At 53.4% G+C, this 18,894-nt stretch carries 15 protein-coding genes; 5 read left to right on the forward strand and 10 right to left on the reverse strand.

The window, feature by feature from the left end:
* Positions 1-5: 5 nt before the first annotated feature.
* The gene (gene glgX / locus J1784_RS08685) at positions 6-2,288 is read right to left on the reverse strand and encodes a glycogen debranching protein GlgX (RefSeq protein ID WP_217148860.1); all 2,283 of its coding nucleotides are present in this window, start codon (positions 2,286-2,288) and stop codon (positions 6-8) included.
* A gap of 214 nt (positions 2,289-2,502) precedes the next feature.
* Between glgX and J1784_RS08690 the strand changes: the two genes are divergently transcribed.
* Positions 2,503-3,447: a 2-hydroxyacid dehydrogenase gene (locus tag J1784_RS08690; RefSeq protein WP_217148861.1), complete on the forward strand. Its 945-nt coding sequence runs from the start codon at positions 2,503-2,505 to the stop codon at positions 3,445-3,447.
* A gap of 172 nt (positions 3,448-3,619) precedes the next feature.
* Positions 3,620-4,573, forward strand: coding sequence for an HTH-type transcriptional regulator Cbl (gene cbl / locus J1784_RS08695; protein ID WP_217148862.1), 954 nt, complete (start codon positions 3,620-3,622; stop codon positions 4,571-4,573).
* A gap of 719 nt (positions 4,574-5,292) precedes the next feature.
* Here cbl and J1784_RS08700 read toward each other — a convergent pair.
* Together J1784_RS08700 and J1784_RS08705 are read right to left on the reverse strand one after the other, a co-directional pair.
* Entirely contained in the window at positions 5,293-7,236 is a 1,944-nt protein-coding gene (locus tag J1784_RS08700) for an exoribonuclease II (protein WP_217148863.1), read from the reverse strand.
* A 149-nt stretch (positions 7,237-7,385) separates the two neighbouring features.
* On the reverse strand, positions 7,386-9,692 hold the full coding sequence (locus J1784_RS08705) for an FdhF/YdeP family oxidoreductase (protein WP_217148864.1): 2,307 nt from the start codon (positions 9,690-9,692) through the stop codon (positions 7,386-7,388).
* A gap of 457 nt (positions 9,693-10,149) precedes the next feature.
* Here J1784_RS08705 and J1784_RS08710 point away from each other — a divergent pair, with 457 nt between their 5' ends.
* Positions 10,150-11,319 (forward strand): serine hydrolase, encoded by a 1,170-nt coding sequence (locus tag J1784_RS08710; protein ID WP_217148865.1) that lies wholly within the window; start codon positions 10,150-10,152, stop codon positions 11,317-11,319.
* 73 nt (positions 11,320-11,392) lie between these two features.
* On the opposite strand, the gene J1784_RS08715 is transcribed toward J1784_RS08710, so the two are convergent.
* The 6 genes from J1784_RS08715 to J1784_RS08740 all read right to left on the reverse strand — a co-directional run bounded on the left by J1784_RS08715 (position 11,393) and on the right by J1784_RS08740 (position 15,867).
* Entirely contained in the window at positions 11,393-12,247 is an 855-nt protein-coding gene (locus J1784_RS08715; protein ID WP_217148866.1) for a pirin family protein, read from the reverse strand.
* 143 nt (positions 12,248-12,390) lie between these two features.
* A complete protein-coding gene (locus tag J1784_RS08720) occupies positions 12,391-12,618 on the reverse strand; it encodes a hypothetical protein (RefSeq protein ID WP_217148867.1) in 228 nt (75 codons plus the stop codon).
* Positions 12,619-12,807: 189 nt separating this feature from the next.
* Positions 12,808-13,746 (reverse strand): ABC transporter substrate-binding protein, encoded by a 939-nt coding sequence (locus J1784_RS08725; RefSeq protein WP_217148868.1) that lies wholly within the window; start codon positions 13,744-13,746, stop codon positions 12,808-12,810.
* A gap of 9 nt (positions 13,747-13,755) precedes the next feature.
* Positions 13,756-14,853, reverse strand: coding sequence for an LLM class flavin-dependent oxidoreductase (locus J1784_RS08730; RefSeq protein WP_217148869.1), 1,098 nt, complete (start codon positions 14,851-14,853; stop codon positions 13,756-13,758).
* 249 nt (positions 14,854-15,102) lie between these two features.
* A complete protein-coding gene (locus tag J1784_RS08735) occupies positions 15,103-15,396 on the reverse strand; it encodes a DUF1161 domain-containing protein (protein WP_120134343.1) in 294 nt (97 codons plus the stop codon).
* 102 nt (positions 15,397-15,498) lie between these two features.
* The gene (locus J1784_RS08740) at positions 15,499-15,867 is read right to left on the reverse strand and encodes a DUF1283 family protein (RefSeq protein ID WP_217148870.1); all 369 of its coding nucleotides are present in this window, start codon (positions 15,865-15,867) and stop codon (positions 15,499-15,501) included.
* A gap of 134 nt (positions 15,868-16,001) precedes the next feature.
* On the opposite strand from J1784_RS08740, the gene J1784_RS08745 reads away from it, so the two are divergent.
* Positions 16,002-16,328 (forward strand): YnfA family protein, encoded by a 327-nt coding sequence (locus J1784_RS08745; protein WP_120507614.1) that lies wholly within the window; start codon positions 16,002-16,004, stop codon positions 16,326-16,328.
* 4 nt (positions 16,329-16,332) lie between these two features.
* Here the strand turns inward: J1784_RS08745 and J1784_RS08750 are convergent, their stop codons facing one another.
* Positions 16,333-17,238: a LysR family transcriptional regulator gene (locus J1784_RS08750; RefSeq protein WP_217148871.1), complete on the reverse strand. Its 906-nt coding sequence runs from the start codon at positions 17,236-17,238 to the stop codon at positions 16,333-16,335.
* Positions 17,239-17,548: 310 nt separating this feature from the next.
* Between J1784_RS08750 and J1784_RS08755 the strand changes: the two genes are divergently transcribed.
* Positions 17,549-18,844: an NCS2 family permease gene (locus J1784_RS08755; protein ID WP_217148872.1), complete on the forward strand. Its 1,296-nt coding sequence runs from the start codon at positions 17,549-17,551 to the stop codon at positions 18,842-18,844.
* Positions 18,845-18,894 lie beyond the last annotated feature (50 nt).

Raw genomic sequence — 18,894 nt, forward strand, 5'->3', positions numbered from 1 at the left:
CGGTTTTAATGTTTCGCGGTATTTATCAGCTCAAAAAGCACTACCGTGCGCGATGTGCAGATGTACTCACGGCCGAATTCGAAATTATGCTCGTTAACGTCATCCGGCTGGAAGGTATCGAAAATATGCCGCCAGCTTTGCCCGTGTGCAACGGAAGGCAGCGTAAACACCACGTCTTTATGTGAGGCGTTGAAAAGCAGAAGAACGGTGCTTAACGAGCCCTGACGCAGTAAACCGGTCGGTTGCGCGCGACCGTCCAGCAGCATCGCAATGCATTTGGCGTGCGGGTCTTTCCAGGCTGCATCGGTCATTTCCGGCCCCTGCGGCTGGAACCAGCTGACATCTTTCACGCCCAGCTTCTCGTGAACCGCACCGGTAAGAAAGCGCCCGCGATGTAAAATCGGGAAGCGCTTACGCAGCGCAATCAGCCGGTAAGTGAACAGCAGTAATGCCTGACCTTTTTCTTCGATATCCCAGTTAATCCACGCAATTTCAGTGTCCTGACAATAGGCATTGTTATTGCCATTCTGCGATCGCGCAAACTCATCGCCGGCCAGCAGCATCGGCGTACCCTGTGAAAACAACAGCGTCGCCAGCATATTGCGCATTTGCCGCAGTCGCAGTTCATTGATCGCCGGATCATCGGTCGGACCTTCCACCCCATAGTTGGCAGAAATATTGTTATCGCTGCCATCTTTACCGTTTTCACCATTGGCTTCGTTGTGTTTACTGGCATACGAAACCCAGTCATTGAGCGTAAAGCCGTCGTGCGCGGTAATAAAGTTCACAGAAGCGTAAGGCTTGCGACCACGATGATTAAACAAATCCGCCGAACCGGAAAGCCGTGTCGCGAACTGTGCCAGCTGGCCTTCATCTCCGCGCCAGAATTTGCGCACTGTGTCGCGGAAACGATCATTCCATTCCATCCAGCCGGGCGGGAAGCCGCCGACCTGATAACCGCCGGGACCGCAATCCCATGGCTCGGCAATCAGTTTGCACTGGCTGAGGACAGGATCCTGACGGCAGGTATCGAGGAAACCGCAACCTTCATCAAAACCGTAGCTTTCACGTCCGAGAATGGTCGCCAGATCAAAACGGAATCCATCGACCTGCATTTCCGTCGCCCAGTAACGCAGTGAATCAGTGACCATTTGCAGCACACGCGGATGGCTGAGATTGAGCGTATTGCCGGTGCCGGTATCGTTAATGTAATAGCGCTTATTGTCCGGCATCAGCCGGTAATAGCTGGCGTTATCAATGCCTTTAAAAGACAGCGTTGGCCCGAGTTCGTTACCTTCGGCCGTATGGTTGTACACCACATCCAGTATCACCTCGATGTTGGCGGCGTGCAGGGTAGCAATCATCTGCTTGAATTCGTTCACGGTATGCGTCGCCATATATTGCGGATGCGGCGCGAAGAAACTCAGCGTGTTGTAACCCCAGAAATTATGCAGGCCTTTATCCTGCAAATGCCGGTCGTCGGTAAAGGCATGAACAGGCATCAGCTCAACCGACGTCACGCCCAGCGAGCGAATATATTCCACAATGTGCGGGGTGCTCATGCCGGAGAATGTGCCGCGCAGATGCTCCGGCACCGCCGGATGGCGCATGGTGTAGCCGCGAACATGCGTTTCGTAGATCAGCGTTTTTTCCCACGGAATGTGTCTTTTTCGCGAGCGCGCCCAGGAAAAAGCGGGGTCGATAACACGACATTTTGGCAGAAACTCTGCGCTGTCGCGGTTATCAATATGCAGGTCTTTTTTCGGGCTCTGCATATCATAGGCGAACAGCGCATCGTCCCATTTCAGTTCACCGACAATCTGTTTGGCGTAAGGGTCGAGCAGCAGTTTGGCGGGATTAAACCGGTGTCCGTCATGCGGTGCATACGGGCCGTGCACGCGATAGGCATAAAGCAGGCCGGGGCGGGCATCGGGCAGATAGCCATGCCAGACCTCATCGGTGTATTCAGGCAGTTCAATCACGTCATACTGTTCGCCTTCTTCATTGAAAAGACACAGTTCGACTTTGGTGGCATTCGCGGAGAACAAAGCGAAGTTGACACCCAGCCCGTCCCAGGTCGCGCCCAGCGGCACGGGCAAACCTTCACGTACCCGGGTGGTATGCCCTGAATCGAAACTGCGAACAATCTCCCCGTCACTTGAGGGATGGATGATCCGCACGCCGAGTTCATCCACAGCGATATCAACCTGAGCATGTGAGGGAACGGTGCGAACTTCTTCCGTTATGGCGGTAGGTTTACTTGTCTTGCCGGACCGGGCCTTTGTCATACTCGACGTCACTCCATTTCAGGGAAATCTGACAAAAAATTGCCGAAAGAGGGCCATCTGCGCAAGCACAGACGATAACAACGAGTGTAGACCGGACTTTGGAACTTCTCCCGTAAACCGCCGAAAAGCTGTACAAGGCGCAAAGCTTCATTGATAGTGAAAGCGAAAAGGCTAGCCTGCTAGTTATTGTCTGACTTTCTCCCGAGGAATCCCCATGACCATCGCGTTACTCAGCCATGTCGATCTTGATGCTGGCTATCCTGACCGGTTCGAAGCGGCCGGTTTTACACTCTTTTTTGCCACAACGACCGAACAACGAGCCTCTCTGGATCCGCAGATAGCGCAGCAGATCCGCGCCGTGCTGACCATCGGCAGTATCGGTTTAAGTGCTGCAGAAATGGATAACCTGCCCAATCTCGAAATCATCTGTGCGCAGGGGGTCGGGTATGAACATATTGATGTTGAAGCAGCGAAACAGCGCGGTATTCATGTCACGCATGGTCCTGGAACCAACAATTCTTCCGTGAGCGATCACACGCTGGCGCTGATGCTGGCAATCACCCGTAAAATCCCTCAGTTCGATGCAGCCGTGCGTGGCGGCGAATGGAAAAAAGCCCGCTGGAATACGCCGGGAATGGCAGGGAAACGCTTAGGGATTATCGGGATGGGCAATATCGGCAGCCTTATTGCACACCGTGCGGCAGGCGGGTTTGATATGGAAATTGGCTATCACAACCGGCGTCCGTTGGAGGACACGCCATACCGTTATTTCCCGGACATCACCGGGCTGGCGCAATGGGCTGACTATCTGGTGGTCGCCACGCCGGGTGGGAAAGATACGGTCAGACTGGTGGATGCGGACGTACTTCGCGCGCTGGGACCGGATGGATTTGTGATTAACATTGCGCGCGGCAGCGTGGTAGATAGCAATGCGCTGATCGCCAGTCTCAGAAATCATGAAATTGCCGGTGCCGCGCTGGACGTGGTCGATGGAGAGCCGCAAGTTCCGGCGGACATGCTGACACTGGACAATCTGGTTATCACTCCGCACGTGGCCGGACGTTCACCCGAGTCTGTGGAAAACATGATGACGCTGGTGTTATCGAATCTGACTGCACATTTTGGCGGCAAACCGGTCATGACGCCGGTACCGCAATAGCACGTTTTCACCGGCTGTTTGCATCCTGATATAAACGCCGCCTGACGGCGTTTTTTTATGAGCAACATCCCGCCGTTAGTCGGAAAAAGCATAAGACACAGCTTTTTCTTATTTGTCTGGCATAGCAACAGATCGTAACAATAGGGTTTTGGCAAGCAAGAGGCAGACAGCGGTGAACTTTCAACAACTCAAAATTATACGGGAATCAGCGCGATGCAATTACAACCTGACTGAAGTCTCGAACATGTTATTCACTTCACAGTCAGGGGTCAGCCGCCATATTCGCGAGCTGGAAGATGAGCTGGGCGTTGAGATATTTATCCGTCGTGGTAAGCGTTTGCTGGGGCTGACGGAGCCCGGTAAAGAGTTGCTGGCTGTTGCCGAAAGGATCCTCAACGAAGCGCAGAACATCCGTCGACTGGCCGATGTATTCTCGAAAGAGGATGCCGGCGTTCTGACCATCGCCACCACACACACGCAGGCGCGTTACAGTCTGCCGAAAGTCATCAAAGCGTTTCGGGCGATTTATCCCGGCGTCCGTCTGGAATTGCATCAGGGTTCGCCGCAGGAAGTTCTCGCCATGTTGCTGAGCGGGCAGGCGGATGTGGCCATTGCCAGCGAAAAACTGATGAACGATCCGGCTGTGGCGGCGTTTCCATATTACCGCTGGCACCACGCGATAGTGGTTCCGCAGGGGCATCCGCTGACGTTGCAACATCCGGTGACGTTGCAGCATCTGAGTGAACTGCCGTTAATCACCTATCGTCAGGGCATCACCGGCCGCTCGCGCCTCGATGAAGCCTTTAACCGCGCCGCACTCACCGCGGATATCGTGCTCAGCGCGCAGGATTCCGATGTGATTAAAACTTACGTCGAATTAGGGCTGGGCGTGGGGATCCTCGCGGATAAAGCGTTCGAAGCTGCGCGTGATACCGGCCTTCAGCTGATTAACGCCGAGCATCTGTTCGAAGCCAATACCGTCTGGCTGGGGCTGAAAAAATCGCAATTGCAACGTAACTACGTCTGGCGGTTTATCGAATTATGTAATCCGGGACTGTCGGTGAATGAGATTAAAGAGAAGGTGTTTGCGACGGGCGGGGAACCGGTTATTGACTATCAGATTTAGAGAGCCAAAGTGGACGTGCCTTTAGGTCAACTTCAGCTTCAACTTCAACTTCAACTTCAACGTCAAGGTCGTGGGCGTCGGCCCACACCGACCAGAGACCCGGTAACGCGCGGGCCTCTGGACTCCGCGCTTTTCTAACTGCGCGCTGTCGCGGGTATGACGGACATGTTCCGGCGCATTAGTGAGTGGCGCAAATCCAGGTGCTTCGCACTGCCTTCTCTCGGTCTTCGAGCCGCAGGTCTCGAAGCCGCTCCGTTCAGCTGAATTTTTAGCACGCCAATCAACCTTTTTAAAAGATGAAAAACAGTCTGCCGTTGATTTTTAGATGGTGCGGGCGTTTGAGAAAACTTGCTGAATGAGAGGTTGCAGACCATAGGCTGCAATCCCGAAATGAAGGCACCGCGTAGCGGCGAGATTTCCAGCCTGTCGCAGGGATACCTGAAACATAGTGTCTGGCGAAGCGCGCAGTGAAAAGCGAAGGGAGATCCAAGAGGGAAAAAGCACGTTTCCCTCTTGGTCGGTTTCGGCGCGGTGAGTTATGTAATCGCTGCAATTGAGAAACCGAAATTTTCACGATTCAACGTTCAGATATAACTGCAATTAAGAAACCGAAATTTTCCAATCTAATTTTCAAGTCTTCACTGCAAGTGAAAAAAAAATTCTGAAGAAATAAAAAAACCGGTCATAAGACCGGTTTTTACCTTCGCTAAAAGCGAAACCTAAACTGCTGGTTTTGCGATCACATTACGATTTTCCATACGCACTTCCGCAATGTTCACGTCAATAACGTCGCTCTGACGATAGGCGACTTCGCCTTTAATCAGAACGGTGCCGGTGTCTGCGCTGCATACCAGTTCGTCGCGCACGCTGTGCAGGAACGGAGCAGGGATGAACGCCACGGCGCCGATATCTTGCAGACGCACGCGCAGACCGCCGCGGGTGACATCGATGATTTCAGCGCTGAATTTAACGTCAGTACCCACTTTATCTTCCAGATAACGGGCATACAGCCAGTCACCGACATCGCGCTCGGCCATGCGGTTGGCACGGCGGCGTTCTGCCAGCTGAACAGTCATGTCGTCCTGAGGTTTCTCAGCGGACTGTTGCAGGATCATCGCTTTCAGCAAACGGTGGTTCACCATGTCGCCGTATTTACGGATGGGTGATGTCCAGGTTGCATAAGCTTCCAGTCCCAGCCCGTAGTGCGGCCCCGGTGTGGTGCTGATTTCTGCGAAAGTCTGGAAACGACGAATACGGCTGTCGAGGAACTGCGTTGGCAGCGCATCCAGTTTACGGCGCAGCGCACAGAAACCTGGCAGCGTCAGCAGTTCTTCTGCATTGGCTTCAACGTCATTGACCTGCAACACGGTCACCGCGTTTTCAACCAGCAGCGGATCAAAACCTGTATGCACGTTGTAGACGCCGAAACCGAGGCTGTCGCGCAGGGCGATAGCGGCACAGACGTTGGCGGCAATCATGGATTCTTCCACGATGCGGTTAGCGATACGACGATGCTCAGCGACGATTTGCAGCACGTTGCCTTTCTCACCCAGTACGAAGCGGTAATCAGGACGGTCTTTGAACACCAGCGCGTGCTCGGTGCGCCATGCGCTGCGTACGTCGCAGACGCGTTTCAGCAGACGGATCTGAGAAGCAATGACATCGCTGGCCGGTTGCCATTCGCTTTTCTCATCCGCTTCCAGCCAGTCAGACACATCATCGTAAGCCAGTTTGGCTTTGGATTCGATGGTCGCGGCGAAGAAACAAATGTCGCTGCCCAGTGCGCCATCGGCGGCCAGCGTCACAGAGCACGCCAGAACCGGACGGCTGACGTCCGGCCACAGGGAACAGATGTCGTCGGACAATTCACGCGGCAGCATCGGGATATTGAAGCCCGGCAGATAGTTGGTGAATGCGCGTTTCTTGGCAATGTTGTCGAGATCGCTGCCTTCACTGACGTAAGCCGTCGGGTCAGCAATCGCGATGGTCATTTGCAGGGTGCCGTCGCCGTTGTCTTTAACATACAGCGCGTCATCCATGTCCTGCGTACTGCCGCTGTCGATAGTGACAAATGGCAGGGCAGTCAAGTCTTCGCGGGTCAAGCCTTCGTTGCGCAGTTCAGCGATATCAGATTTTGGCGCTTGACGTTCGAGATTATGACGTGCCAGCGTAACCCACCATGGCGCGAGATCGTCGGTACCGGTGGTGATCCATTCGGTGATTTCGGCCTGGAAGCTGTGATCGCCTTCTTTCAGCGGGTGGCGGCGCATTTCAGCCACACACCAGTCACCGTCGCTCACTTCATGATTGATATTGCGGGCAACGCGGCACTGAATGGAATCACGTAATAAAGGGTGGTCCGGAATGATGGAAAGACGGTCATCTTTCTTGGTCACGCGGCCTACAAAACGGCTGAGGAACGGTTCAACCAGGGTTTCCGGCTGGACGATTTCACGCTCTTTCTCAGTTTGCAGGGAGGCGATAACACGATCCCCGTGCATGACTTTTTTCATGTACGGAGGTGGAATGAAATAGCTTTTTTGACCGTCTACTTCAAGAAAGCCAAAGCCTTTCTCAGTGCCTTTCACGATGCCTTCGACACGCGGAGTCTGAGAGTGAAGTTGCTGTTTTAGCTGCGCGAGCAGCGGGTTATCTTGAAACATATCGTCCAGAGAATTGGGGGTTAATGTGGCTCGATTAGCGGCAGACAGTTTTACGCGATCTGGCCCCTTCGGGCAAGCAGCATCTGCCCCTTTCGCCTCATAACCCTGAAGCGAAAGAGGACATTTGCGCGATGTTACGCAAGTCTGACTTATGCGATACGTTGCAGGTCGACTTTTTGCTCGCAGCGACGGATAGTAACCGGCACGGCTTTGGAGGTAGGAGTGTGGGTCTGGTCGCCAAAACTGGACATCGGTATCAGCGGATTGGTTTCCGGATAATAAGCCGCCAGATTACCACGCGGAATGTCGTAGCTGACCAGTTTGAAACCGCTGACTTTGCGCTCGATGCCGTCATTCCACAGCGTTTCGATTTCCACCAGTTCGCCATCTTTCAGACCCAGATCGGCCAGATCCTGCGGGTGAATAAACAAGACTTCACGCTGACCGTAAACGCCACGGTAACGGTCATCGAGGCCGTAAATGGTGGTGTTGTACTGGTCGTGCGAACGTAAAGTTTGCAGGGTGAACGGCGCATTCTGGTCGCCCATCGGGATCAGCACTTCCGGCAGCGGGGCAGCGCTGAAATTCGCCTTGCCGCTGAGGGTGTTAAAATTCAGTTCAGCCGCTGCATTGCCCAGATAGAAGCCACCTTTGATGTCGCAGCGGGCATTGAAATCTTTAAAGCCCGGAATGGTCGCTTCGATGTGGTCGCGGATCAGATTGTAATCGTCAGCCAGCGCCATCCAGTCAAGGTATTTATCACCGAGAACGGCGTTGGCGATACCGCAGACAATCGCGGTTTCAGAACGCTGTTCTTTCGATAACGGAATACCGACGCCTTCGGACGCATGCACCATGCTGAAGGAGTCTTCAACGGTGATGAACTGCGAACCGGTCGCTTGCATATCCAGCTCGGTACGACCCAGCGTTGGCAGGATCAGCGCTTCTGTTCCCGGTGTCAGGTGCGAGCGGTTCAGTTTGGTGCTGATTTGCACGGACAATTCGAGATTGCTCAGCGCCTGTTCGGTACGCGGGGTATCCGGTGCCGCCGCCGCCAGATTACCGCCGAGGCAGATGAGGACTTTGGCTTCTTTACGCAGCATCGCTTCCAGCGCTTCAACGGTGTTGTGGCCTGGCACGCGGGGTGGCGTGAACTTGAAGTGGCTTTCCATTGCATCAAGCAACGCTTTTGGCGCTTTTTCATCGATGCCCATAGTGCGGTTGCCCTGCACGTTACTGTGACCACGAACCGGACACAGCCCGGCGCCCGGTTTACCGAGCTGACCAAACAGCAGTTGCAGGTTAGTGATTTCACGCACGGTCGGCACCGAGTGTTTATGCTGCGTCACGCCCATCGCCCAGGTACAAATCACGCGTTCGGCGTTCATATAAATAGACGCCGCTTCACGCAGATCCTGTTCGCTCAGGCCCGACTGTTCAGTGATTTTTTCCCAGCTGGTGTTATCCACTATGCCCAGATATTCATCCACGCCAGCCGTGTTTGCCGCAATAAAGTCTTCATCGAAGAGGGATGGCTGGCCGGAAGCGATTCGCTCACGATGAGTCTGCAACAGCGCTTTCACGATACCGCGCACGGCAGCCATATCGCCGCCGAGATTCGGCTGATAATACGCCGCACTGATACGACCGGCTTTCGGTGTAACTACTTCCAGCGGTTTTTGCGGATCGGCGAAACGTTCCAGTCCGCGTTCACGCAGGGTGTTAAAGCTCACCACTTTCGCGCCACGGTCGGACGCATGGCGCAGGCTGTGCAGCATACGCGGGTGGTTGGTGCCAGGGTTTTGACCGAAGACGAAAATGGCATCCGCTTTTTCAAAATCATCCAGACGGATGGTGCCTTTACCGACGCCGATACTTTGTTTAAGGCCAACACCGCTGGCTTCGTGACACATATTGGAGCAGTCAGGGAAATTGTTGGTGCCGAACATACGGCCAAAGACCTGATAAAGATATGAAGCTTCATTACTGGCGCGACCGGATGTGTAGAAATCCGCCTGATCCGGGCTTTCCAGACCTTTCAGATGGCTGGCAATCAGCGCGAATGCCGCGTCCCAGCTGACAGGTTCGTAATGGTCAGTTTCGCGGTTGTAACGCATCGGGTGAGTCAGGCGACCCTGGTATTCCAGAAAGTAATCGCTCTGTGCGCGCAATTTGCTGACGCTGTGCTGCGCGAAAAATTCCGGCTCGACCGCTTTGCGGGTGGCTTCCCAGCTGACGGCTTTCGCGCCGTTTTCGCAGAAACTGAAAGTGCTGTGGTTATCATCGCCCCAGGCACAGCCCGGGCAGTCAAATCCGCGACCTTTATTAACACGCATCAGGTTACGAAGGTTGGACAGAACTTTTTTACTGTCGAAGACGAAACGGGTGGTCGATTCCAGTGCACCCCAGCCACCGGCCGCGCCGTGGTAGGGTTTGATCTCAGTTTTGAATTTCATAGTTATGCTTCGCAGGTGAGTTTTGTCAGATCTTAAACATTCGGAACGATGAATTGTTAACCGGAATGTTAATTTTATGTCACAAGTTTAGGAGGGGTATGCGCTGCCGTCTAATCGAATGCCATGATGGTGTGATAGATTCCCTCTATCGCAGATAAATATCGGGGAATAACGCAAATAGCGCCTGAAAATCAGGGGCGGGACCGCGCTGCCAATCATTTTGAAAACAGCGGGTTGTGATAATGAAAGCTAATGGCCCCGGAGGAGGTGGTTTTCGGCGGAAATTAACACAAGTTGTAACAGTATCGTTTCATTATGAAATGCTTAGCAAAAGACTAAGGGTTTTTCTGCGAAGGGTTTTAGTGCACCCTATGCCGCAGATTTTTATTCCCTAGTTTTTTTATAGAGTGCGGCTCAGTTTTTGCCCCGGCTCTGTAGCGCGTTTAAGGAAGATTCAGTGAAACGTAGTGTAATTAGTGTCTTATCTTGTATTTTGATGTTCTCCGCAGGAAGTGCGAAAGCTATCGCACCACTGGATTTCCCTGTTGTCCCGCCGAGCATTGATGCGGCTTCTTTTGTGCTGATGGATTATGCCAGCGGTGATGTGCTGGCTGCCGGTAACCCGGACGACCGTCGCAACCCGGCCAGTCTGACCAAACTGATGACAGGTTATGTCATTGACCGCGCTCTGGATCATAAAAAAATCACCATGGATGACGTGGTCACCGTGCCTCAGGAAGCCTGGGTTGCTGGTAACAAAAGCCTGGAAGGTTCATCGCTGATGTTCCTCAAACCGGGTGACCGCGTGAGCGTGCGTGATTTGATCCGCGGGATCATCATCACCTCCGGTAACGATGCCTGTGTGGCGATGGCTGATTATGTCGCGGGCAGTCAGGATTCATTCGTCGGCATGATGAATCAGTACGTCACCAGCCTTGGCCTGACCAATACCCATTTTGAAACCGTACACGGTCTGGATGCACCGGGCCAGTTCACGACCTCATACGATCTTGCGAAGCTGTCACGCGCCATTATCGGCGGTGAACCTGAGGAATATCGTATGTATGCGGAAAAATCGCTGACGTACGACAACATCACCCAGCAAAACCGTAACGGCCTGCTGTGGGATAAAAACCTGCAAGTTGATGGCCTGAAAACCGGTCATACCGAAAGCGCCGGTTTCAACATTATTGCTTCCGCTACGCAGGGTGATCGTCGTCTGATTGCCGTCGTTATGGGCGGGAAAAGCTCAAAAGGGCGCGAAGAACAGGCGCGTAAACTGCTGACCTGGGGTTTCCGCGAATACACCAGCAAGCAGATTTTCAAAGCGGGTCAGACCGTTTCGGATGAGCACGTCTGGTTTGGTGCTCATCCTCAGGTGAAAGTCGGTTCCCTGAGCGATGTGTTCATCAGCGTACCGCAGGCGGACGCCGATAAACTGAAAGCGCAGTATGTGCTGACCAATCCGCAGATTGACGCGCCGCTGAAAAAAGGCCAGGAACTGGGCAGCATCAACATCGTGGATAACGGCAAAGTCATTAAAACCGTGCCGCTGGTCGCGCTGGAAGATGTTGCAGAAGGCGGGATCATCAGCCGTGCAATTGATTACGTGAAACTGAAAATCTAACTTCCACACCTTCCCCTCTCAGGAGGAGAAGGTTGGGATGGAGTATGGTTTTACACCCGTCTGATAAAATTCCTCATAACTTCACATCAAATTTCCCGGCCTGAAAATCGAGGATCGCCTGATTGATTTCCTGGGCGGTATTCATCACGAAAGGGCCGTGCGACACTACCGGTTCGTTGATTTTATCGGCATGACCGAACAGAAAAGTCACATCATCTTTTGCCGTGATCGTCACATTGTCTTCGCTGTTATCCAGCTCAATCAAATGCCAGGCCAGCGCTTCTGTGCCATCAATCAACAGACGTCCTTTAACGGTATACAGAAACACCTGACGCGCCGCCGGTGCGGGCAGGGTGACTTCGCTACCTGCGGACATCTGCACGGTCATTATGGTGACACCGGTCAGTGACTCTAGCGGTCCCGTCACGCCCGCCACACTGCCGGAAATCAGGTTAATCGTGCCGTGACCTTTGCTTAGCGGGATCTGCGGAATACCGTACGCCTGCAAACCAACATAACCCGGAGCTGTCATTTTCAGGCGCGACGGCAAATTCACCCACAGTTGCAAGATTTCCAGTTCACCGCCGTTTCGTTTGAATGATTCCGGCGACAACTCGGAATGGATCAGGCCGGAACCGGCAGTCATCCACTGCACGCCGCCGGGACCGATAATACTTTCATGACCGCCGGTGTCGCTGTGCGCCAATTCACCGCGCAGGATAAATGTGACCGTTTCAAACCCACGATGCGGATGCGGACCAAAAGGCAGACCGAGATTATCCGGTGCGTAAACCTGCGGGCCGTGATGATTGAGAAACAGGAAGGGATCGAGCTGTTCGAGCTGCGGTCCGGGCACCGGACGACGGGTTTGCAGATCACGAATATCATCGCGATACGCTTTATATTGCTGAACGATTTTACGGGTCATGACATGGCTCCGGTAAAAATAAGGCTTTTTACGAAGACTAGCGGGTCAGGTTTACATTGTCACAAATGATTGTTAACAAGGTGTAATTGGTTTTGATATCGCCGGGCGAACGGCTCACATTCACCCGGCGTGTGTGCAAGAATTCAGAATACTTTGGAGGAAAAATCAGTTTTCACTTCGCTTTCTATATAGGTATTTAATCCCCATCCGGCACGGGCGAGTTCCTTCATCTTCTCAAGATGTTCAGGGCCGGGGTGGCGGATGTCGTAAAGATAAACGTGATTGCTTTTAAAACGGACCTTGATTGAATTGGCATCAATCTGAAAGCTGACAACCTGTGAATCACCGCTTTTGTTGGCGTAATTTTCCATGCTGCATCCTGTTAGCTAAGCCTGATTTCGGGCGACATCTTCTATTAACCACGTCCGGCTTTCAGTTACAGGGTGATAGTTCACATTATCAGCACGTTAAGTCAGGATGATGGGGGTAATGAATGGCGGCAGCAGAAATAGCACGGTGAAACGGCACCCGCTGATAGCGGATGCCGTTATTTTGATGGGTTATTTCAGCAGGAACGAATGGTCAAAGGTACCGGTGACATTCAGCGCCACAGGGAGTAATCCCTGCTCATGATAGAAGTCTGCCGTTTGCTGTTGCTGCTTTTCGGTCGCGGCATCAATCGTTTGCCAGTAGGATTTGCGACGTTCGAACCCCAGTTTCGCGGCATCCAGCGGGAAGCCGATGATTTTCGCCAGTTTTTCGCTGTACGCATCCAGATTTTTATATGCCCAGACCTGCGCATCGCTCAGGCGTTGCAGGTAGTCGGCAATCGCTTCACGTTTGGCCTTATCTTTCAGCGCAGTGTCTGTTGCCGCCAGGAAGCTGTTACCCGACCATAAACCGCGGCCATTCACCACGACGCGCAAATGATCCTGCGTTTCGGCAAACGCGGTGTAAGGTTCCCACGTCGCCCAGACGTCCACGGAACCCTGCGTCAGCGCCAGTTTGGCATCACTCGGTGGCAGGAAACGGAAGGTCACGTCTTTGGCCGTCAGTCCGGCAGATGCCAGTGCTTTCAGCGCCACGAAATGCCCGATGGAACCCCGATTCGTGGCAATACTTCTACCTTTCAAATCCGCCGCGCTTTTAATCGGGCTGTCCGCTTTAACCAGTAGCGCGGTGCCATAAGCATCCGATTTATCCACGGCAATGGCTTTCACCTGTGCGCCTGCCGCTTCGGCAAACAGCAGCGGCGCATCGCCGATAATACCGACATCCACGGCCTGCGCATTCAGCGCTTCCGCCAGCGGAGCGGCGGCAGGGAATTCTGACCACTCAATTTTGTATGGCAGATTACCGAGCTTATTTGCCGCTTCCAGTTGTGCCCGCATATTGCCTTTCTGATCCGCTACGCGCAGGGTGATTTGTTCGGCATTGACCGCAAACGTGCTGCCAATCAGCGAAACGAGCAGCAAAAGATTTTTCACATTCACAAGCATCAGGGTTCCTTATACCAGCGTGGTTGCCGCGGTTTTATGTTGTGCCAGTCGCGCAGCGATTTTCTGCTTTGTCAGCGGGATCAGACTCTTGCCGTACTCGACGGCGTCATTGAGGGGATCAAAACCACGGATCAGGAAAGTGGTGATCCCCAGATCGTAATATTTCAGCAGGGCATCGGAGACCTGTTCCGGTGTGCCGACCAGTGCGGTCGAGTTGGAACCGCCGCCAATCAACCCTGCAATTCCCGTCCACAGGCAGGAATCCAGACGGTCGCCCTGTGCCACGGCCTTCAGCAAACGCTGTGCGCCGACACTTTGCGGTTTAGCCGCCAGCGCCTGGCCTTTTTCGGCCTGCTGGGCTGTGGCTTTAGCGAGGATTTCGTCAGCTTTGGCCCAGGCTTCTTCTTCGGTTTTACCCAGGATCGGGCGGAAGGAAATACTGAAATCGATTTCCCGCTGATGTTTTGCCGCAGACGCTTTCACGGCTGCGACCGTTTCTGCGGCGCTTTCCAGCGGCTCGCCCCACAGTGCGAACACATCGGCCTGTTTACCGGCGACGCGAATGGCGTCATCGGAAGATCCGCCGAAAAATACCGGCAACATTTTCTGATAAGGCTTAATGGCGGAGAAGGCGTTTTCAGCCTGATAAAACTCGCCCTGATGATCAAAGCCCGTTTCTGAGTACCAGCTCCGTTTCAGCACATCAATATATTCGTCCGTGCGCTGATAGCGGCCAGATTTAGGTTCGAAATCGCCGTCACGACGTTGCTCGGCATCGCTGCCGCCGCTGATGATATGCACGGCAACGCGGCCTTCAAGCAGATGATCCAGTGTGGCGAGTTTGCGCGCGGCCAGTGTCGGGGCGACAAAGCCGGGACGATGTGCCAGCAGAAAATGGATACGTGAGGTGCTGGCACCGGCGTGTGCCGTGACCAGAAATGCGTCGGGCTGATCGGATGCATACGCCACCAGAATGCGGTCGAAACCCGCATCTTCATGGGCTTTGGCGAAATCGGCGATGTATTTTTTATCGAAAATCGGACCGGTTGGCGGGATGATTTCAGAAGCCAGACGATGGCCGATCATTCCAATAAATTGCACGCTCATAAGCTGTCACTCCTCGGGTGAGGCCAGCGAATGAAAGTCTGCGCTGGCAGGAGTATTCACCTTAAACGGCAACTTACTATGTGAGAAATTCATTATCTTCATAAGCTAATATGAAAAATGTGCATTACACAAGGTGCGATAACAGACCAGGACAAGGGAAGAGAGGAGTTCGGGCAGGGGAAGTATGAAGGGAACATCACATATTAACCCTCCCTCTGAAAGAGGGAGGGTTAAGCAAAAACTATCAGGTTACTGCGAGTCCTGACTGGTGCCGGTTTTCGGGCTGGCAGCAGAACTGTCTCCCGCATCCGCAGTTTTGGTATAAACAATTTTCTGGCTGTCATTGCCGCAGTGGCCGACGACCTGTCCGCCGCTCTGATCCGCCTGATCGTTTGGCACGATATCCAGTTTGAACCCGGATTCAGGCAAACCGTTTGCAACAATTTTCTGAGTGATGTCTGCTTTGACGCTTTCGCAGGAAGCCTGCGCCATCAGCGGCGCCAACATCACAACAGCGAGACCAGCTAAGAGTGTCTTTTTCATCATTCATTCCTTTTATGAGAACCGCAGTATCAATAAGTCTAGCAGATATGCAGGGGGGTAAGATTTACCGCCCCCGCGGACAGACAATCTGGCAGGAAATAATTACGGTGCCATCAACTGACGGCCTGTACGGCGGTCAAGGCAGCGTTCGGTGTTCGGTTCCCAGTACGCATTGATGTTCTGGCTGGCTTCACACTTGTCGCGCAGATCAATAGAGTTATCGTATTTTGAGAAGTCCTTCTCGTTACGCTGATTTTTCATCGCGCGCAGACGCTGGGTTTCATTCCATTGTTCTTTGCTCTGACGTGCTTCTTCGTTGGTCATGGCATCATTGCCGGTACCGCCAAAGACACAGGTTCCGCCCGCACAGTTAGTGGCCGCCTGCACAGGAACCTGCCAGCCAGCAGTCATGGCCAGCAAAGCAACAGGGAGCATGGCGCGCGTCAGTCGGGTTATAAACGTTGTATTCATTAGCTAATCCTTTTTAGATATACACATCGCTCAGGCGAATCATTAAATTATAACATCCGGTGGAATGACGTCACCTTTTGCCTGTAAACTGGTTGATATCTTATTGAACTACGGACTGTAAACCTGGCTCAACTATGCTCAAAACATCTTTACTGTTCTTTGCCACTGCGCTGGCGGAAATCATCGGCTGCTTTTTGCCTTATCTCTGGCTGCGCAAAGGTGGCAGTATTCTACTGCTGCTTCCGGCGGCGCTCAGTCTGGCGGCGTTTGTCTGGCTGCTGACCCTGCATCCGGCGGCAAGCGGCAGGGTGTATGCGGCTTACGGCGGCGTGTATGTGATGACCGCGATGCTATGGCTGCGATTTGTCGATGGCGTGAAACTCAGCACCACCGACTGGCTGGGCGCGTGCGTTGCGCTGGCGGGGATGCTGATTATTATTTCTGGCTGGAAAGCGTCATAAAAGATTACTGCGACAATCTTTCCATCATCACGATGACTTTCTGAATCACGATTTGTGCAGCGCGGGAAAGCTGGCGGCGGGGCGCAACGCACAACGCCAGCGTCAGTGGTTTGGCCGTTCGTCCCTGCAAGGGCACAAACGCCAGCCGCTTTTCCTGTAAATCCGGTAACACATCCAGCAGGCTGAGCACGCCAACGCCGGCACCTTTGCGGATAAGTTCACGCATCATGCGTACGTCATTGCAGACGATCGACGGAGTTTCCAGCAGTTGGTAGCGGTTGTACAGCAATTTAGCGCGGGCGTTCACCATCAGCGGCTCTGAGGGAATAATCTGCCGGTAGGAAGCGATATCGCTGAAAGACAGCGATTCCTGCTGCGAAAGTTCGTGTCCGACCGGCATGGCAATGCCGATAGGTAATTCCGCAAACGCCCGCACTTCCAGCCCGGTATGCTCAACCGGATCCAGTAACAGCCCGAAATCCACTTCTGCCGAACTGACCTGCTCACTGATATTGCGGCTGTCTTCGATACGGATATCAAAGGTCAGATAGGGATGTTCTGCGCCCACTTGTGCAATCAGTTCTGCCACCATGCCTTCGCTGAGGGCGGCGATCATAGAAATCGTCACGTGCCCGCGTCGTAATCCCTGAATTTCATCGAATCGTTCCCGGGTGCGTGAAAATTCTTTTCGCCAGCGGCGGATATCATCGAACAGAATTTCGCCTGCGGACGTCAGTTTCAGTCCGGTAGGCAGGCGCTCAAACAGCGGGGTTTCCAGCGTTTGTTCAGCCTGCAATATCTGCCGGTTTATGGCCGAGGCAGAGACGTGCAGCACTTCCGCCGCTTTGCGCAAACTTCCTGTCCGGGCGACTTCTGTAAAATATTGCGAAAAACGGGAGAATGGCGACATGGGTGTACTAATTTATGCAGTGAATAAGTGAGATATCTATTATGGACTGCATCACTCAATTTTCCTAGATTGTGCGATGCCCCTTTGTAAAACAATCACCTCAGGTCGTTTTGCAGGCAAAGCGGGCAAATGACAGGGTTCGTCAAAACACGTTTTAGCTCGTGTGCCGCTATCAGTGATAGAAAGCGGGGCGAACGGTGGCATTTGCACCGCTGGCGCATGATCGTGTTTTGAAAAACAACACTAATAACAAGCGTGCACGTTTGAAAACCAGACTCAACGTGACCATGCGACCAAGAGATACCTTCTCATGTTAGAAAAAATATTTAAGTTAAAAGCTCACCGTACCAACGTGCGGACTGAGATTGTGGCAGGACTGACTACATTTTTAGCAATGGCCTATATTCTGTTTGTTAACCCGTCTATTTTGGGCGCGACGGGGATGGATAAAGGCTCGGTATTTGTGGCAACTTGTCTTGCTGCCGCAATCGGTTCCGCACTGATGGGCTTTATCGCCAACTACCCGATCGCACTGGCGCCGGGCATGGGTTTAAACGCCTTCTTCACTTATACCGTCGTGCTGCATATGGGTTACACGTGGCAGATAGCGCTGGGTGCGGTTTTCCTCTCAGCATGTATTTTCTTCGCGTTATCCATCTTTAAAATCCGTGAATGGATTATCCGCAGTATTCCGTTGCCCCTGCGCTCGGCGATTGCGGCGGGTATTGGTTTATTCCTGGCGCTGATTGCGCTGGAAAACGCCGGAATCGTCATCGCTAACCCGGCTACGCTGGTTGGTCTGGGCGACCTGACCAAGCCGGGTCCGTTGTTCGCGATGCTGGGCTTCATTCTGATTGTGGTACTGGAAGCGCGTAAAATTACCGGCGCGGTTCTGATCGGCGTTCTGGCCGTGACCGTTTTGGCAATCGCACTGGGCTATTCGCCGTTTGGCGGCGTAATGTCTATGCCACCTTCCATTGCACCGACCTTCATGCAGCTCGACATTAAAGGCGCATTCAACGTCTCGCTGATTAGCGTTGTGTTCGCGTTCCTGTTCGTGGATGTGTTCGACAACTCCGGTACACTGATTGGCGTGACCAAACGTGCAGGGCTGGCGGATGAAGACGGTAATATCCCGAAAATGGGCCGTGCGCTGGTGGCTGACAGTGCCGCTGCGTTGTTCGGTTCATTGCTGGGGACGTCAACCACCACCAGTTATATCGAATCTGCTGCGGGCGTGAGCGCCGGTGGACGTACTGGTTTGACGGCGATTGTGGTTGCCATTCTGTTCCTGCTGAGTCTGTTCTTTGCTCCGCTGGCGGGCAGTGTTCCCGCATTTGCGACAGCTCCGGCTCTGCTGTTCATCGCGGTGCTGATGACGTCTGGTCTGGCAGAAATCGACTGGAAAGATATCACTGTTGCCGCGCCGGTGACCGTCACTGCGCTGACCATGCCGTTTACCTACTCTATCGCTAACGGTATCGCGTTTGGTTTCATCACCTGGACGCTGGCAAAACTGCTGACCGGCCGGGCACGTGAACTGAATGCCGCGCTGGTTGTGCTGTCGATTCTGTTCGTGATTAAACTGGGCTGGCTGAGCGCGTAATCCGCTTTCGGTTATCAGAAAGGCGCGGGCAAGTTTGCCGCGCCTTTTTT

The organism is Rahnella ecdela (assembly GCF_019049625.1).
GTDB classification, from domain to species: Bacteria; Pseudomonadota; Gammaproteobacteria; order Enterobacterales; family Enterobacteriaceae; genus Rahnella; species Rahnella ecdela.

Coding starts and splice junctions, on each gene's coding strand:
- J1784_RS08740 (WP_217148870.1), bottom strand. CDS start 15,867: ATGAATACAACGTTTATAACCCGACTGACGCGCGCCATGCTCCCTGTT.
- glgX (WP_217148860.1), bottom strand. CDS start 2,288: ATGACAAAGGCCCGGTCCGGCAAGACAAGTAAACCTACCGCCATAACG.
- J1784_RS08715 (WP_217148866.1), bottom strand. CDS start 12,247: ATGACCCGTAAAATCGTTCAGCAATATAAAGCGTATCGCGATGATATT.
- J1784_RS08745 (WP_120507614.1), top strand. CDS start 16,002: ATGCTCAAAACATCTTTACTGTTCTTTGCCACTGCGCTGGCGGAAATC.
- J1784_RS08735 (WP_120134343.1), bottom strand. CDS start 15,396: ATGAAAAAGACACTCTTAGCTGGTCTCGCTGTTGTGATGTTGGCGCCG.
- J1784_RS08730 (WP_217148869.1), bottom strand. CDS start 14,853: ATGAGCGTGCAATTTATTGGAATGATCGGCCATCGTCTGGCTTCTGAA.
- J1784_RS08690 (WP_217148861.1), top strand. CDS start 2,503: ATGACCATCGCGTTACTCAGCCATGTCGATCTTGATGCTGGCTATCCT.
- J1784_RS08725 (WP_217148868.1), bottom strand. CDS start 13,746: ATGCTTGTGAATGTGAAAAATCTTTTGCTGCTCGTTTCGCTGATTGGC.
- J1784_RS08755 (WP_217148872.1), top strand. CDS start 17,549: ATGTTAGAAAAAATATTTAAGTTAAAAGCTCACCGTACCAACGTGCGG.
- J1784_RS08705 (WP_217148864.1), bottom strand. CDS start 9,692: ATGAAATTCAAAACTGAGATCAAACCCTACCACGGCGCGGCCGGTGGC.
- J1784_RS08720 (WP_217148867.1), bottom strand. CDS start 12,618: ATGGAAAATTACGCCAACAAAAGCGGTGATTCACAGGTTGTCAGCTTT.
- J1784_RS08700 (WP_217148863.1), bottom strand. CDS start 7,236: ATGTTTCAAGATAACCCGCTGCTCGCGCAGCTAAAACAGCAACTTCAC.
- J1784_RS08750 (WP_217148871.1), bottom strand. CDS start 17,238: ATGTCGCCATTCTCCCGTTTTTCGCAATATTTTACAGAAGTCGCCCGG.